At 31.7% G+C, this 17,265-nt stretch carries 15 protein-coding genes and 1 riboswitch; all 15 genes read right to left on the bottom strand.

From position 1 onward, the window contains the following. Positions 1 to 8: 8 nt before the first annotated feature. On the bottom strand, positions 9 to 1,172 hold the full coding sequence (locus bsdE14_RS01600; RefSeq protein WP_264848176.1) for a Ger(x)C family spore germination protein: 1,164 nt from the start codon (positions 1,170 to 1,172) through the stop codon (positions 9 to 11). A gap of 30 nt (positions 1,173 to 1,202) precedes the next feature. Then, positions 1,203 to 2,324, bottom strand: coding sequence for a Ger(x)C family spore germination protein (locus tag bsdE14_RS01605; RefSeq protein WP_264848177.1), 1,122 nt, complete (start codon positions 2,322 to 2,324; stop codon positions 1,203 to 1,205). Beyond that, a complete protein-coding gene (locus tag bsdE14_RS01610) occupies positions 2,311 to 3,408 on the bottom strand; it encodes a GerAB/ArcD/ProY family transporter (protein ID WP_264848178.1) in 1,098 nt (365 codons plus the stop codon). Before bsdE14_RS01610 ends, bsdE14_RS01605 begins: the two co-directional genes overlap by 14 nt. 2 nt (positions 3,409 to 3,410) lie before the next feature. Continuing rightward, positions 3,411 to 4,523: a Ger(x)C family spore germination protein gene (locus bsdE14_RS01615; protein ID WP_264848179.1), complete on the bottom strand. Its 1,113-nt coding sequence runs from the start codon at positions 4,521 to 4,523 to the stop codon at positions 3,411 to 3,413. Next, the gene (locus bsdE14_RS01620; protein WP_264848180.1) at positions 4,520 to 5,614 is read right to left on the bottom strand and encodes a GerAB/ArcD/ProY family transporter; all 1,095 of its coding nucleotides are present in this window, start codon (positions 5,612 to 5,614) and stop codon (positions 4,520 to 4,522) included. Before bsdE14_RS01620 ends, bsdE14_RS01615 begins: the two co-directional genes overlap by 4 nt. A gap of 5 nt (positions 5,615 to 5,619) precedes the next feature. Next, positions 5,620 to 7,104: a spore germination protein gene (locus bsdE14_RS01625; RefSeq protein WP_264848182.1), complete on the bottom strand. Its 1,485-nt coding sequence runs from the start codon at positions 7,102 to 7,104 to the stop codon at positions 5,620 to 5,622. Positions 7,105 to 7,255: 151 nt separating this feature from the next. Then, positions 7,256 to 8,029, bottom strand: coding sequence for a Spo0E family sporulation regulatory protein-aspartic acid phosphatase (locus bsdE14_RS01630; protein WP_264848183.1), 774 nt, complete (start codon positions 8,027 to 8,029; stop codon positions 7,256 to 7,258). Between the two features lie 193 nt (positions 8,030 to 8,222). Further along, positions 8,223 to 9,311: a DUF3810 domain-containing protein gene (locus bsdE14_RS01635; protein WP_264848184.1), complete on the bottom strand. Its 1,089-nt coding sequence runs from the start codon at positions 9,309 to 9,311 to the stop codon at positions 8,223 to 8,225. Between the two features lie 99 nt (positions 9,312 to 9,410). Further along, complete coding sequence (gene thiE, locus bsdE14_RS01640) at positions 9,411 to 10,043, bottom strand: thiamine phosphate synthase (RefSeq protein ID WP_264848185.1); 633 nt, start codon at positions 10,041 to 10,043, stop codon at positions 9,411 to 9,413. After that, positions 10,033 to 10,866 carry a hydroxyethylthiazole kinase gene (thiM, locus tag bsdE14_RS01645; protein ID WP_264848186.1) on the bottom strand — a complete coding sequence of 278 codons (834 nt, stop codon included), beginning with the start codon at positions 10,864 to 10,866 and terminating at the stop codon, positions 10,033 to 10,035. Before thiM ends, thiE begins: the two co-directional genes overlap by 11 nt. 15 nt (positions 10,867 to 10,881) lie before the next feature. Beyond that, positions 10,882 to 11,376: an energy coupling factor transporter S component ThiW gene (gene thiW, locus bsdE14_RS01650; RefSeq protein ID WP_264848187.1), complete on the bottom strand. Its 495-nt coding sequence runs from the start codon at positions 11,374 to 11,376 to the stop codon at positions 10,882 to 10,884. Between the two features lie 86 nt (positions 11,377 to 11,462). Further along, positions 11,463 to 11,575, bottom strand: a riboswitch (TPP riboswitch). Positions 11,576 to 11,629: 54 nt separating this feature from the next. Then, positions 11,630 to 12,160 carry an ECF transporter S component gene (locus bsdE14_RS01655; protein WP_264848188.1) on the bottom strand — a complete coding sequence of 177 codons (531 nt, stop codon included), beginning with the start codon at positions 12,158 to 12,160 and terminating at the stop codon, positions 11,630 to 11,632. Between the two features lie 115 nt (positions 12,161 to 12,275). Then, entirely contained in the window at positions 12,276 to 13,286 is a 1,011-nt protein-coding gene (locus tag bsdE14_RS01660) for a polysaccharide deacetylase family protein (protein ID WP_264848189.1), read from the bottom strand. 37 nt (positions 13,287 to 13,323) lie between these two features. Beyond that, a complete protein-coding gene (locus bsdE14_RS01665) occupies positions 13,324 to 14,553 on the bottom strand; it encodes an MDR family MFS transporter (protein ID WP_264848190.1) in 1,230 nt (409 codons plus the stop codon). A gap of 171 nt (positions 14,554 to 14,724) precedes the next feature. Then, the gene (locus bsdE14_RS01670) at positions 14,725 to 17,202 is read right to left on the bottom strand and encodes an ABC transporter substrate-binding protein (RefSeq protein WP_264848191.1); all 2,478 of its coding nucleotides are present in this window, start codon (positions 17,200 to 17,202) and stop codon (positions 14,725 to 14,727) included. Positions 17,203 to 17,265: the final 63 nt, after the last annotated feature.

Here is a 17,265-nt window from a genome sequence, read left to right on the forward strand (position 1 = left end):
TCTCCATATTAACTTCCATAGTGTCCCATTCCAAACTTATCCACTTTTACTTTTACCTTTACAGTAATATTTGAATTTGATACAACTTCGTTCCAATTAGCTCCAGTATCTCTTCCATACTTTGCAACGGCATATATACCTAAATCAAGAAAATCCATCTTATATTTATTTTGCATATTACTAATAAATCTATTACATTGTTCCTCAATCTTCCTTTCCATAAGCTTAGAAATTTGCTTTTGTTCTTTTTCATTTATATCCTTGAACATTGTATTTTCAATAATATCTCCATTAAAAGATAAGTTAACTTCAAAATTATACTTTTCATTAACCTTATTACATTTTATCTTTCTTTTTACAACTGTATCATAATTAAGATAGTTTTTACTGTTATCCTGCATAGTAAGTATTCCCTTTACATTATTTTCTCTCATCATATTCATAATTCTAGCTTCGTTCATTGGCAATACATATGCCATTTTATCATCTTTGAATACTGCCATTCCAGCTAGTTCAATGATCTTATCTTTTGTTTCTACATAAGGCATTACAAGATTTCTTCCTTCTGTATCCATCTTCAAATATATATCTAGAAGATTATATTCTTTTGCTAAAAAATTATAGCTTGTAGAATTTACTATAACACCCTCAATATAATCTGAAGAACTTTGATAACCTGGTATGTTAATCCTTAACATATCTTCAGCTTTTCCTTTACAAACCACAGCTGTACTTCTATCATTTACTTTACCGTTGGTGAATTCTAAATTAATTATATCCTCTATTCCATTTACAGCCTTTTCCTCACTAAAAAGAGTTACTCTATGAATTCCAGGCACTATATTTTTATTTAAAGTCAATTGTCTATTTTGTCTTATTTCTCCTAGATTCGTCCCTCTGCCGACAACAACACTGCTTTCTGCACCTTTTGCTTCTGTATTACTTGGACTACTGCTAGAAAATAACCCCTCTTTTGTGCTGGCAGAACTTTTAAAATTGTACACACTATAAGAAAAAGTCTTTTCAATAGTTCCTTTAGTAGACTTCTTAATATCGTATCCAAACCCACCCAAAATGTCTATGTTTTGTATACTTGTGTCAGCTGTTTTCTTTGCATACATAAAAATTAAGATTAAAGCCATTAAGAACCAAACTATTTTCATTCTTTTCATAAGAGACTTATTCTCCTCATTATATTTCAATTAATATTGACCTCTACCTACATTTGTAACCTTAACTTTTACATTCACCTTTATGTTAGAATTGGAAACTATATCATTCCAATCTACCCCTGTTTCCTTTCCATACTTGGCAGATGCAACCCAGCCTAACTGAAGAAAATCATACTTAAACTGATTTTGCATTTTGTCTATAAACCTGTTACATTCTTCTTCAACATGATTCTCCATATCACTTTCAAACTTTTTCATAATCTTAGGATCCTTTGTAAGATTGGCATACATTTCGTTATCAAGTATTTCTCCATCTAGCTTTAAATCAATAGTAAAACTATATTTATCACCCACTTTTACACATTTAACTTTCCTATTTGTCTTTGCCATATAGTTTACAGATTTCGATGCACTATCTTGAAGCGTAAGTGCCCCTCTAACTTTATTTTCTCTTAGCATGTTCATTATTCTAGTATCATTCATATCCAATACCGTCATCAACTTGTCTTTATTAAAAACAGCCATTCCTGATATTTTAATTCCATTACTGTCCATGCTAATATAGGGAACAACCGCGTTTCTTCCTTCAGCTTCTAAAGACAATAAAACGTTTCTAAAAGTATAATTCTCTTTAAAGAAATTGTATGATACAGAATTTTTAACCATATCACTCATATACTCTGAAGGATTTTCAATGCCTGGAAGACTGCTTTTAAAGTAATTTTCATTTTTCCCCTTACATACTACCATGTATGCATTTTCATCTATTATTGGATTTTTAAAGACTATATCTAGTGTTGGACGTATACCCTTTTTTGCATACTCCTCATCATAAACATATATTTTAATTAAACCCAAGAAAAAGGTCTTTCCTGTTTTTCTTTGCCTGTCTTCTCTTGTTTTTCCCACAGTTCTGCCTCTTCCAACACGTATACCAGTTGCAACACTTTCATCTTCCTTATACATGTTAGCAGCTGCCAAAACTGTATATTCTCCACTTCCTTTTGATGTAATTTCAAATCCAGAGCCTATGCCTACATATATATCCAAGTCCTCAACATTTTGGAGCTTCTTTTTGGGTCCAACAAAAAAAATTGCTAATACGATAATGCATAAAATAAAAATAAGAGCTTTATCTTTATACGCTTTCATTTTTCCTCCTGGATTCTAGCTTTATAGCTATACTTACTAATGTTATATAAAATAGATTATAGAGAACACTTATTCTAGAAGTATAGCTTATAATTATGACTCTATCGGTATAATTTTTATAGAATAATAGAGTTATGATAATTAATATAGTTGAAATAAAAAAATATACATAATTTTTACTTTTTATTTTTTTAATGTCATCCAATATAAACATATAACTGTAGCTTAAGATTGAAACTGACTTTGCAGCAATAAATATCCAAAATGAAACAAATATATATCTAAAGTTAGTCAATAATTCTAATTTCACCCCTTCTGTCACAGTAATAAATGTATATAGTGTTCTCGGAATAATATTTATTCCTAAATAATATATAGATATAAATGTAATCCAGACATACAAAAGGCAGGTGATACCTACTGATTTTAAAACAGAAGATTTTATTTTTTTGCTGTCATTTATAAAAGGATATATTAAAAATATAAATTCCATTAATGAATAATCATAAATAGTAGATTCACTATCCTTTAATATATTTAAAAGGCTTGCTTGAAATACTGGTTGTATGTTTAGTATACTGCCTTCTCTTATAATCAGTAATGTTGGTACTATAATTGCTATTATCATTATAAAACATATAGTACTTATTCTTCCTAAAACCTTAATACCTTTTGAAGCAGCATAAACTGAAACTAATAAAAAAATTATACTAAACTGTAATTTAGTTATTGATTGCAAAATATCCACTCTTACTATTGAGCCCATTAATGAGATTAATGGAGGAATATAACTAAAAAAACTTAACATAAAAAGAATATTTAAAAATGTACCAAATGGTTTACCGAACAACTTTTTGGTCAAAGCTAGAATATTATCCTTTGGATATTTATTACTCACATATATAGCTATTAGAGCAACATATAGCGGATAAACAGCACCTATTATTACAGATATCCATCCATCCTGTCTAGCATGTATAATCGCTAAACTAGGCAGCTGAGTTACAGAAACATCCATCATTATTCCTATTAACAAAAAGGCGACTTCATTTGGAGTTAGAAGATTTTTTGTTTCTAAGTTCATATTTAATAATCACCTCTTCCTTGGGTGTCCACTGCAACCTTTACATTTACATCAATTTTTGCATTGGAAACAACTTCGTTCCAATCTATATTCTTTCTTCTGCCGAACTTTGCTGCCGCCTCCCTCCCAAGTCCAATACAATCCATCTTGTACTGATTTTGCATTTTATTTATAAACTCATAGCATTCTTTTTCAAGCTGCTTTTCCAAATCCTTTTCAAACTTTTTTCTAACTTCACTATCCTTAGTTATATTACTGTACATCTCGTTATTTATCACATTTCCACTAAATTTAATACTTATAGTAAATCTATATTTTTCTCCTTCCTTATAGCATTTTACTTTTCTTTTGCCTGTCTTTCCTTCAAAATCAATATACTCTTTAGAGCTTTTTTGAAGGGATGCCATTCCTGTTACATTATCATATTTTAAAAAGCTAAGTGCTTTAGAATCCTCAAAATCAAGTTTCAACACCATCTTGTCTTCTTTAAAAAAGGCCAAACCCGTCATTTCTATTCCTTCATCTTTTATATCAAGAAATGGAAGTACTAAACTTCTCCCCTCTGCCGCAATTCTAACATAAGCATCATAGAGCTTAAAATTTTCGGAATAAAAATTAAAAGTTCTTGCTGCTTCAATAAGTCCTTCCATATAAGCTGAAGCACTGCTGTATCCTGTATTCTTTACATTAAAAAATTCTTCAGATTTACCATTACATACTGCCATAAAAGCTCTATCATTGGTTTCTGGGTTTCTTATTCTGTCTTCTATTATGGACTTTATTCCTGTCCTGGCATATTCCTCTCCAATTAGCACCACAGTTTCTTGACCTTGAACAAACTTTTTATTTAGCCTGCGCTGTCTATTTTGAATGACCTCCCCAATATTGTTTCCCCTTTCAGTAGTAACTGCATTAATTCTGCTTCCATCTGCTTTAAATATACTTAGGCTTAGTGGAAGGCTATATTCTGCTTCAGCTTTATTACTTTTATTTAAATCATAGCCAACCCCATTTATAGTTTCTAACTCTTCTATAGGCTTACGTTCCTGCCCAATGCTGATAAAAATATAGATAGAAAGGCCTAAAAGTAGAATAGCGTATTTTTTTTTATTCACTGTTTATCCCTCTCTTTAAAGAAAACAATAATTATCATTACTGTGATGTATACAAGATTATATGTTAAAGATATCTGAGTAATAAGACTTGTAAGCTTTTGCCTATTAGCTTCATTTCCAAATTTCAAAGTTATATAAATCAAAAGTGGATAAAGTATAAAATACATTCTATTAATTTTCTTTTCACTTAAATAATTTTTTGCAATACAAACTCCTCCAAATAAATATATAGCGCCGCTCCTAAAGGCAACTAAGCTCCACAGAAGAAGAAAAATATATCTAAAATTATTTATAGCTGTTATAGTTACTACATCAGTAACTTCAAGAAATGACCAATAGAACTTTTCAACAATATCCGGTCCAAAGTAAAAAATTGCTATAAACACAACCCATGTATATATTGCTGCTATAATGCTTAGATTGAATATTGAAGAAGCCTTCATTTTACTCCTATCCTTCATAAAGGGATACATTAAAAATATAATTTCACCGCCAGTATAAGCAAATGTTGATTGCCAGCTTCCCTTTAGCAGTGCTTTAATGCTCACATCTGTAATTGGCATAATATTTGTTAGGTGTCCAGTATTTAATGCTGGAATAGAAGTAAAAACAAGTACAATAATTATATAAAATGTAATTTCACTAATTACTCCAATAGCACGCATTCCTTTATAACTTGCATAAATAATTATCATATAATAAACCATTAAAACCTTAAAAGGTGTCAAAAACCCTAATATAAAAGCACGAATTATGTTAGTATAATAGCTTGCTATCATAGCTATAAATATCATAAAGTAGGCAAATAATAAGAAGTTTATTATGGCACCAATATATTTGCCAAAGTACTTTTTGTTTATTGTCATCAAATTTTCTTTAGGTAATTTTTTTGCTATAAAATTAGCAGCTACAAATATATAAGCTGGATACCAGATTCCCATTAATGTTGAAATCCATCCATCTTGGTATGCAGCCTTTACAACTCCGTTTGGTAGAGATAATAAGCCTACTCCAACTATTGCTCCAAAAACAATAAAAGTAAACTGACTTGTTGATAGCATTTCTTGATTTTTACTTGAACCTGCACTCATGCTATTCACTGCCTCTTTTTCAAAAACTTATTTCTGAAGTCCGTTTGTCTGTTTGGATTTTTATTTGGTATCCCCTCTGGTCTTTTATTCATCTTCCACATTGATCCACGAATAAAGGTATCCTTTAAGTCCCCACTATGAAACTCAAAATAAGGAACACCTAGACTGTCTAAAGATGATAAATGAACTAAAAGTAAGAACCAGCCTACAGCTATTCCAAATATGCCCATAACATTGGCAAGTATAAGCATGGGAAATCTTAAAATTCTTATAGAAAGTGCCATGTCATAGTTTGGTATTACAAAGGTACAAACAACTGTAATACCAACCACAAGCAGCGTAGTAGGACTTACCATTCTTGATTTAATGGCTGTATCCCCTATAATAATACCTCCAACCAAACTTAGGGTTTGAGCAATCTTTCCAGGAAGTCTAAGTCCACCTTCTCTTAATATTTCAACTACTAATTCCATAGCCAATATTTCAAGAAAGGGAGTCAATGCTATACCTACTCTAGATTGAACTATAGGAGTAACAAACTTTATTGGTATAAGCTCTACATTAAATTTTATCAAAGTTAAATATATGGATGGTGCTGTTATTACAATAAAGGCTGCTACTATTCTTAATAATCTAACAAAAGATGATACAACGGTTCTCTGATTGTAGTCCTCAATTGCTTGAAAGAACTGCATAAAGGTTACTGGATATATATTTACAACTGGAGTACCTTCTTGTATAACAATTATTCTCCCCTCCATCATATTAGCAAAGGCTCTGTCTGGTCTTTCAGTAGCCATTGATTGTGGAAAAACTGTGTAAGGATACTTTTCTATATATTGATCCAGAACTCCCGCTGATGTGCTTATATCAACATCTATAGCTTTTATTCTTTTTTCTAATTCTTGAAGTACTGCCTTATCTACAATATTATCTATGTAAACTAAAGCTATATCAGTCTGGGACCTTCTTCCAACCTTTAAATATTCAATTGCCAAGTTCTTATCTTTTGCCTTTCTTCTAATCAAGCTTACATTTACTTCTAGATTTTCTACAAAACCATCTCTAGGTCCCTTAGCAGTAGTTTCATTAGCAGGTTCAGATATTCCCCTGTACACTCCTCCAGTTGTATCAACAATAATAACCTCTCTTACACCATTTATTAATATTGCAGTTTTTCCCCTTCTAAGGTATTCAACAATTATGGTATAATCAGTTATTATTTCATTATCACTCATAGAAATATATCGTTTAGTTAGATAATCGCAAATATTCTCCACCTGAGTTAAGTCTTCTTTTGCATAAATCATCAATGGCTTAAGAATGTCTCTATCAATTACGTCTTTATTGGTTAACCCATTAACATAAATTATATTTGCCTCCAGAGGCTCATCTATACCTATATAAAAACTTTTCACTACCACTGGGCTTTTTTCTCCTAATGCTGATTTTATTAACCTTGTATTTTCATTGATATCACCAGTTCTCATATCTATCACCATTTCCTTATTATTAACTCTAGTCTTTGATATTTTTAATAAAATATTCTACATAAAAAAACAACTTTGCTCAGCATTATATTTAGTTAAAAATAAAAGAACTGCGCAATTTTATATTACACAGTTCTAATTCTATTTCCTATTAACTTAATACAGTTGATAATTCGCTCTCCAATAAATTTATACAATCAAGGGCAAAAAGAAGATTTGTAGGCTTAGCATGTTCCACAGGAACAGTTACATCCATTGCTCCAATTACTTCACCATTTTTTTTAATTGGAATTCCAAAACAAGCTAATGATTTATATAAATTACCAAAATGCTCTATTCCATATACAAGTACGGGTTCCTCCACAGACAGGCAAGTACCTATACCATTATTTCCAACATGCTTTTCACTACAGTTTACACCACTGCAAATTCCTGCTGCTTCACTAAAACTTTTATTTCTCCCCCTCATGTCTATTACCCAGCCTTCTCTATCAGAAAGCAATATCATATGTGGAATATCACTAAGGGATTCGGATATCTTGTCCATATATGCTTTAGAAACTTCTATTAATTCAATATTGCTATTTCTAATGGTAAGCAATTCTTCATTAGATAAAATAACACCTTTTATTGCCTCTTCATCAATGCCTAATTTTCTGCACCTGTCCCATCCTAAAAATGTGGATTTCCTGGACCCTGGATGTTTCATTACTATATTAACAAACCTTTTCCATTCATCCTCTAATTCTTTTTCATACTCATCATAATCTATTGTAGGTTTCATGACACCTTTTTTATAATACATATTTATTAGCTCATCAAGTTTTTGACTAATTTGAACTACACTTTCCTCTGTTAAATTACTGCAATTATCTATGGCGTCAAATAGCCTTTCTCTGGCTTCTTCCATCTTAAAATCTAGCACCCTAATACCCCTCTTCATATTCAATAGCAGCCATTCTCAACCTCTAGTATATATATACTATATTTTGCATATGGCACCAATTACTTATTATACCAAGAATATTTATAATTTTAAATGGTTATTTATAAAAATAGTAAAAAAATGAAAATTATTTATCATAAATTCAGGAGTATGCATAAAAATCAATCATTTTTCATTTTGCTAATTTATTTTTTTCCTTATACTCTGCCAACAATAAATCCACCATTCTACCATAGCTTTGAACTCCATCTTCCTGCCCATTTGATTTTAAGTAGCTATTGTTAACCTTATCTGAGAAATCCTGTACCTTCCCTTCATACTTTGACCAAAATTCTGAATCATACTGTAAGTCTTTTTTTACTCCCTCTGAATAGGTCTTTACTAGCTCCTTGTAAGCTGAATTATCCTTATCATAAAGGGCATTCATTGAATAAATTAATGCAAGCATTGTGCCAGAGTACTTAAAATCATAGTCACTATGCATTGTACAAGTTAAATAAGCAATGTAATTTGCTTCATCTTCTCTGGCAAATCCCCTTTGATGAGCTGCTTCATGAGCAGCTGTAGCAGGCAGTAATAAGTCCGTTACAGCAACATTTACATTGGCTTCACCTGTAAATGGTATATAAATACCTGTAATTCCTGTATAATTAAGAGCCCTTGATAAAAGTATAGGTTTAGGTGGCCCGTATTTACCTCCCAGTTCTTTGTATTTTTTTTCAGCTATATCATATCCTATTTTTGTTCGCTTCAATACATCTTTATAACCACCAGGTATTATCATAACCCCCTGAGAGTTTTCGTTCACCTGTTCTCTTAGCATATTTGCTCTCTTTATTAAGTCCTCACAAAGCAAATATAAGTCCTGCTTTGAAGACTTTTCAATTTTTAAATTTGATATCTTATCAAAAGAAAGTCTATTATAATTAAATCCCCAGAAAACCATAAAAATTATATATAAAGCTGAAAGGTACGTTACCAAATTAAGAATTGCATTTAGTGCTCCTCCATTTTTTATTTTTATAAAAACAATAAGAACTAATATAACTAGTAATAAAAATAAGAATATAACTAAAAATTCACCGAATGAAAATGGAATATACCCTGTTGATATACTTAATGCCTGTCTAATAGTTTTATCAAAACCTAATGAATAGTTCTTTTCCACAAACTCTGGAATTCTTTTAAATATTAGATTCATTAATATTGCAATTAGAACAAAGCTTATTATAGTAAACTTTAATTTCGGTCTTTTAATCATTAAATATCACCTATTTCCATATATATTTAATGCTCTAAAAGCCTTGAGACTCTTAGAGCATTTTAATAAGCACATCGATTTAATTATATTGCTAATAAATTATATTATCAAGTCTAGCTGCCTTCTTAAATCTTCGGAAGCAGCCTTAACATCTTCTTTTCCAAGTATTGCAGAAATTACTGCCACACCATCAATCTTTGCTGTTGTTAAAAGTTCAATGTTCTTTTCACTAATTCCACCAATTGCTACTACAGGTATATTAAGTGCTTTTTTTATTTTTATAAGCTCATTAATATTTACAGCTCTGGCATCATCTTTAGTGGAAGTAGGAAAAATAGCACCTATTCCAACGTAATCTGCTCCATCTTCTTCAGCTTTTTTTGCTTCCTCAAGAGTAGCTGCTGAAACTCCAAGTATCTTATGTTTTCCAATAATTTTTCTTGCTACAGCAGCCGGCATGTCCTGCTGTCCCACATGCACTCCATCTGCATCTATAGCTAAAGCAATATCCAGTCTGTCATTGATTATTAAAGATACATTATGCCTAGATGTTATTTCTTTTAATTTTAGTGCTATATTATAAAATTCTTCAGTTGTTATATCTTTTTCTCTAAGCTGAATTAGCGTTACTCCACCTTTAATAGCCATCTCTACTGCAGAAAAAATATCCCTATTTTTAAGCATCTCTCTATCGGTTACAAGATATAGCTTATAATCAATATTATTCTTCATTTATTCTTCCTCTTTTCATTATTGTATCTTCATTAAGGTTATAGATTGTATCTATAATTCTACATTTCAATGTACCTGTCCCTTCTAAGCTGCTAAGACTTTCATAAGCAATTTCCCCGGAAATTCCCATAGCAGCAATACCCGCTAAAGCAGCTAGTGCGTAATCTTCTGAAACACCTAAAAAGGATCCTATAAGTGATGTGCACATACAGCCTGTACCAGTTATTTTTGACATTATTTTATGCCCATTTTCTACAGTAAACATTCTTTCTCCATCGGTAATTATATCCACGGCACCAGTTATTGCAATTACAGTATTAAGTTTTCTTGCGAAGGATTTTGCAAGATTCTTTGCTTCAATAAGAGCATCGGATTTTGCTGAAATATCCTCAGAGGAATCTACTCCCTTTGTAAGTGTATTAACTCCATACAGTGTCTTTATCTCTGAAAGATTTCCTCTTATTACTGCTAGCTTTACATTCTCCATTACTATCCTTGCAATATCTGTTCTGTACGGTGTAGCTCCTGCTCCAACTGGATCTAATATAACTGGTATACCTAATTCATTTGCCCTTTGGCCAGCCACAAGCATAGATTCCACTGTTCTGCTGTTTAAAGTACCTATATTTATTACAAGAGCTGAAGCCAAAGTTACCATGTCCCTTACTTCGTTAATATCATCTGCCATTACTGGTGCCCCACCAATAGCAAGTGTAATATTAGCACAATCATTTACTGTTACATAATTAGTAATATGATGTACTAGTGGGTTCTTTTCTCTTAAATTGTTAAGTAATCTAGCTATTTTATTCTTAGCTTCCATGCTAATGCCACCCCTTTAAGCTTCATTTCTTAAACTTTTAATTTTTGAAACATCAAGTACCTTCAAAATACAATATGCAATTATACTTCCACCAACTGTACTAGTTAAAAATGGTGCTACAAAGAACATAGCAGCTACTTTTTTGCCCATTACAAATTTTGCAATTGGAAATGCAGCTAAAGCGCCCAATATTCCAGTTCCAAATATTTCTCCGCCTGCTGCAGCTAAATAGGAATTTGTTTTTTTATAAATAATTCCTGCAACAAATGCGCCAATCATACTGCCTGGAAATGCTAGTATAGACCCTGTACCCAATATATTTCGCAGAAGAGAAATACAAAAGGCTATAGCCACTCCATAGCTTGGTCCTAAAATTATAGCCGCTATTACATTTATAGTATGTTGAACTGGAAAGCATTTTGAGACTCCAACCGGTATGTAAATAACACTGCCAGCCATAACACCAATAGCTATTAAAAGAGCTGAAAAGGTAATTTTTTTTGTTTTCATAATATTTTCCTCCTTCTTCTCATTAAAGTAATAAAATAAAAAACACAAATCCATAGGATTTGTGTTTAAAATAGCCTTTAACAACATATACAACCACAAACAACTTCCTACGCTGGTATTATCCAGTTCAGGTTCTTAGGGTCAAAGAATTGGTTCTTACTCTCAGTTGGCCATTTTTCCAACTCCCCTGTGTTTAGCTTTTATTAAATTTTACGAATTAATCATAACATATCTTATAATAGTCTTCAAGTAACTATATTTGCTTTCTTCTTTTTAAAAGATTAATTATAATTATTGCTAATGCTCCTCCAGCTAATGCAGTCATTAATTGAATACTTCCCATTGCTACTGTTAACTTTTGTGCCACCTTAGGATTTATACCTAGCGATAAGATATTTATTAATTTTGTAGCAGATATGTACAAGAACAAGAATTTTAATAAAGCTCCTGAAACTATTCCAACTGCATTCCCCCACTTTTCATAAGATTTAAAAAGATAGAACATTATAATAAAAATTGAATTACCTATCATTATAAATGGAATAAAAGGTCCAAAGGCTGCTGGAAGCTGTCCTAAAAGCCATGCTAAAAGTGGAGTAAGACAACCAACTGAGACTCCCCATCCTAAGCCACAAATTGCTGCAGATAGAATTAGTACTGCATTTACTGCTGGTCCAACAAATATTTGACTAATTTGTGGCAGCACTCTACCTATAAATTGAAATACTATAGCTATAGCTAAAAACAAACTGCTAAGCACAAGATTTCTTGAATTTTTATTCATAATTACATTACTCCTTTGCTGTGCTCATTTCGCATAAATATATATTCTTATGTATATTCTAAAAAACATTCTATTTAAAGCATTTGTAAGTCATGAAAATTATACCACAATTATACTAAGAAATTAAACCAAAGCTGTATCCCTGTGATTTTAAAAATGAAATCATCTCGTCCAATGTATCAGCATTGGTTTTTGAAGCTAGATGCAGTAGCAAGATTGCTCCATTGTGGTGGTTATTTTGTATTATTGACATAGCTTCATCATGAGATGGCTGATTATTTATATCATAGTCTCTATAAGCAATACTCCAAAATACAGTTTTATATCCTAACTGCTTTGTAACACATAATGATTTTTCACTATATGCCCCCATGGGAGGTCTTACACACTTCATCATTGATAAACCTGTTACTTTTGCAAACTCCTTTTCAACACCTTCATACTCCTGTTTAATTTTCTCATCAGTAAGATTAGGCAAGCCTAGGTGATTAACTGTATGATTGGCAACAGCATGCCCTTCTTTTACCATTCTTCTCACAATATCAGGATTCTTAGTTATATAAGGTAGTGTCACAAAAAAGGTAGCTTTAATCCCATGTTTACATAATGTATCCATTATTTGATTTGCATATCCTGTTTCTCCACCAGCATCAAAAGTAAAATAAATTATTTTTCTTGAAGTATCACCCGTAAAAATAACATTATATTTGCCGACCCAAGGCTTAATAATTGATGGAATACCAGGAGTTGTATGATTTGAATTTCTTATATTACCCCATTCGTTGTATCTTGTATCAAGCTTACTTACTTCAGATTGCTGTGGATTCTGCGTAACTTCTGGCTTTGTATTTTTCTGTACTGGAGTAGTTAATGTATTGGAATTGTTATCTTTTGCTTCAGTGTTATTTGAATTTTGCTGCTGCTTTGCATAAATATCTGCATGTCTTATAACAGCTTTATCTTGTTCACTGCTTTCATTATTTCTCTTTTCATCCTCATTTGCAGCCTGTGGTAGAGCCTCTTCTTTTGTTTCATTATTACTGCTATAGGTAGCTTTGCTTGTCCCACATGCACTTAAATTAAGAGACAATATTAGAATTAAAATAATATTTAATAACTTTTTCATATAATTCCTCTTATTTTGTAAAATCTAAATTTATAAATTAATCTTCACGTACTTTTCTTCTCTCCCTAATATAAAGAATATAAAATAGTATTGCTGCAGAAATGGATAAAATAGAAGTCACCGGCCATGCGTCTATAACTCTCCTATTTTTTATATAAATGCCCATAAGTAGTGGTCCAAATGCAAAGCCTGAACCTGTAATTAATGGTATTACAGCATTAAACCTTCCTCTATGAGACATTGGTGTATGATTTGCAATATATACCCCAGAATTAGTACTCTGGAATATTTCCCCTATAGTCCATAACACAGTGGCCACAATGAACAAAGGAAAGGTATGTATAAAGTACATCATGCCAAAGCCTATACCATAAAAAACTCCTGCCAAAGCCACATTTTGGATAGCAGATAACTTCCTTGTTATTTTAGTTAAAACAGTAGTAAGAAGTATAACTGTAACTCCATTGGTAGCCATTATATATCCATATATAACAGAACTATTACTTTTAAATATTTCTTTCATTTGCAGTGGTATGCAAAATGGATATTGAGCATATACGAAACTATAAATTACTGACAATAACGCAAAAGACATTAAAAGAGGTCTTTTAAATAGGGCACTAAATAAGCTTCCCTCTTCTACTTTTTCATTTTCATTTGCAATTAAAACTTCAGCTTCTTTATCTGGCTTTGTCTCTTTTATAAACTTATATATTATAAAAATAGAAGTAAATACTGCAATACTATTTCCAATAAAAATCATCTTTAAATAATGACTGTATAAAAAGCCTGCAATCATTGGTCCAACAGAAAAACCTAAGTTATTTCCTAGATATAAAAGTGAGTAAGCACTGTTTCTATTTTCAGTGTTAGTAAGATCTGCAATCATAGCCCCATAGGCTGGTTGTGCTATGGAGTTAAAAAAAGTTGCAAATACTAATAAGAATGGTATTGCTATTGAATATCCTAAAAAAGCACATGGTACAAAACACAAGGCTGCTAAGGATTGAAATATGGTAAGTACTCTTTTTCTGCCAAGGCTATCAGCAATTTTCCCACCTATCATTGCCCCTGGCAAGCTAGCAAAAGAATTAAGCATAATAAATACTCCAATTACTTCACTGCTAAGGCCAATCTTATCTGATAAGAACATTGTCAAAAATGGTCCTACAAAAGCTCCTAAGGCATTTACAATTCTTACGACGAAAAGTACGTATATACTTTTAGGAAGTCCTCTATAAACCCCAAATATTCTTCCATCTTCCATAATATCCCCCAATCTACGTGCAATACATTTATAAAAACAATTATTATAGGCCATATCTTACATTATAACATTAATATTACAATTTTTACTTTGTTACTATAAAAAAATTATTATATAATTTTTAGTTACCAAAAAAGTGCTGCCTTTTTCTAAAAGACAGCACTTGCTTATTTAATTTTTTTCAACGATTATATCTTCATATCTAACTATACCAAGTGGACTAACTCTTACTCCTATTACCCCTTCCCTTGACACATAACCAAGTTGTGGATGGTATAGGTATAACCAAGGAGTATCATCTACTATAGTTCTCTGAATATCCTTATACATTTCAATCCTCTTTTGAGGGTTTACTATCTCTTTAGCCCTATCCATCTTTTCTGTAACCTCAGAATTAGTGTAACCTGTAAAATCAGTAAAGTTAGCTGGATTAAACATTGGCTGAAGGAAGTTGTCCATATCTCCAGTATCTGATATCCACCTACTTACAAACAAGTCACTTCTATTGATTGATTCAGGCTTTAAATAATTTTCTGGTGTAGCCTTCTCAAGAGCACACTCAATACCTACCGCCTTTAAATCATTAATAATATATTGAGTAATTCTGTTAAAGGTTGTATCACTGCTTTCCTCTCTTACAAGTACTCTTAGTTTTGAATTCCCTATAATATGTGATTTTCTGTTTATTATTTCTTTTGCAGCTTTAGGATTGTACTGGAATCCTTGTAAATAAGAGTTCTCTACCATATTAGAAGGCATTGGTCCCTTTGCTTCTTCTCCAAGTCCTCCCAATATTTCCTCTATTATTTTCTTTTTGTTTACAGCTAAGTTAAAGGCCTTTTTAATTTCACTATCCTTAACAAAAACTGAATTTGAACGCAAATTGAACCCTGCATAGTAAGTTCCCATTACACTCATATATTTAATATCTTTTATATTGGCTTTTGATAGCTCTTCTATTTGCTTTTTATTGTCTAGAGTAATAAAATCGCATTCTTTATTTAAAAAGTTTTCTGAAGCTTTAGCGCCATCAAAGTATATTATTATTTTATCTACATATGGAGCTCCGCCAAAATAATCCTTAAATGCAGTTAAAACACAATGATCCTTTTCTGCGCTTTCAAGTATATATGGACCGCAGCCAGTAAGCTTTCCTTTTGTAACATCTTCTTTCGCTATTATTGAACATACATATTGTCCAAGATTTAAAAGAAATCCACTATATGGACAAGTTAATTTTACTGAAACTCTATACCTATCTAAAACTCTTATTCCTCGTACATCCTTTGTTATTCCCTTAGTATATTCCTCTGCGCCATCAACTTGCTCTAAAAACCAGCTGCAGGGAGATTTCAATGCAGGACTTAGTAATCTTTCATAGGAATACTTTACATCTTCAGCTGTTATTTCCCTTCCGTTATGGAACTTTGCACCTTTTCTTAGATTAAATACCCAAGTAAGATTGTCATCCTCTACATGCCAGCTTTTAGCTATACCTGGGGTTATTTCACCTGTAGAGCTGATTAGCAGAAGACCACCATGAATATTATATAAAATTTGAGCACTCTGCGTATCAAAAGCTAGCTGTGGATCATAACCTAGTGGAGGCTCACTTATATAAGTCTTTAGAACTGAATCTTCTTTTGTTTCTGTGGCAATAGAGTCTAGTAGCTTTGAAGATATACTTTGCAAATCATTTGAAACATTTGAAAGAATATTTAGCGATGTCTTAGTATACTGTGTATTTAATGATGCTGTTTCTACCATCGCCATTACTCGCTCTGAGCTTTTGTGCATATCCTCTGTAGAGGAAATTATACTTTCAAGACTTTCAGTTTGTCTTGATACTGCTGTATTTATTTCTTCAGCTACATTGCTAGTTGTGTTAACAGCATTTATTATATTATCAAAAACTTGTTTTGTCCCATTGGCTATTTCTGTTCCTTCTACTACCTTTTTCATACTACTGTTCATAGCTTCCATAGTTTCTAATACACTTAGATTAATCTCATTAATTGTATTAGAAATCTGTCCAGCAGATTCAGCACTTCTCTGAGCAAGATTTTTAACTTCCTGTGCAACTACGGCAAAGCCTCTACCAGCTTCACCTGCCCTAGCAGCTTCAATAGAAGCATTCAAAGATAATAGATTTGTGTGGTTTGCTATATCCTTAATTATTGCAAGCATTTCATTAATATGGGCTGCTTTAGTGCTTAAATCATTAACCACTTTTTTGGCATTCTCAACAGATATTTCAATTTCACTCATAGCTCTTATGGATTTATCTACAGCCTTACTTCCATCCTTTGCTATATCCATGGTTTGTTCAGCAATTTGCTTAGAATTTTCTGTACTTGCAAAAACTTCTTCAGCTAATGCAGAATAATTGCTTATTTCACCTACAACCTTTTCAATAGATTCCATTTGAATTTCAACATGATTTGCTATGTCATGAGTTAATGAGATTAAATTTTCAGTGGCAAAACCAGTCTCCAGAATTTTTTCACCAAGCCTGTCTACTATACAAGCTTGATTATGCTTTAATAGACCTAAAGCATTATTTTGCTTGCTGCAAGCAACTTCTTTGACATTATTATTAACCTCTAGTGACGTACTCATTACATTCTCATTCTTTTTGAACTTAAACATTTAGTCACCTCATTTTTATTTATTAACATTAAATATTTAGCTAAATTTATGTTTAAAAAACAC

It is taken from the genome of Clostridium omnivorum (genome assembly GCF_026012015.1).
GTDB lineage: Bacteria > Bacillota > Clostridia > Clostridiales > Clostridiaceae > Clostridium_AX > Clostridium_AX omnivorum.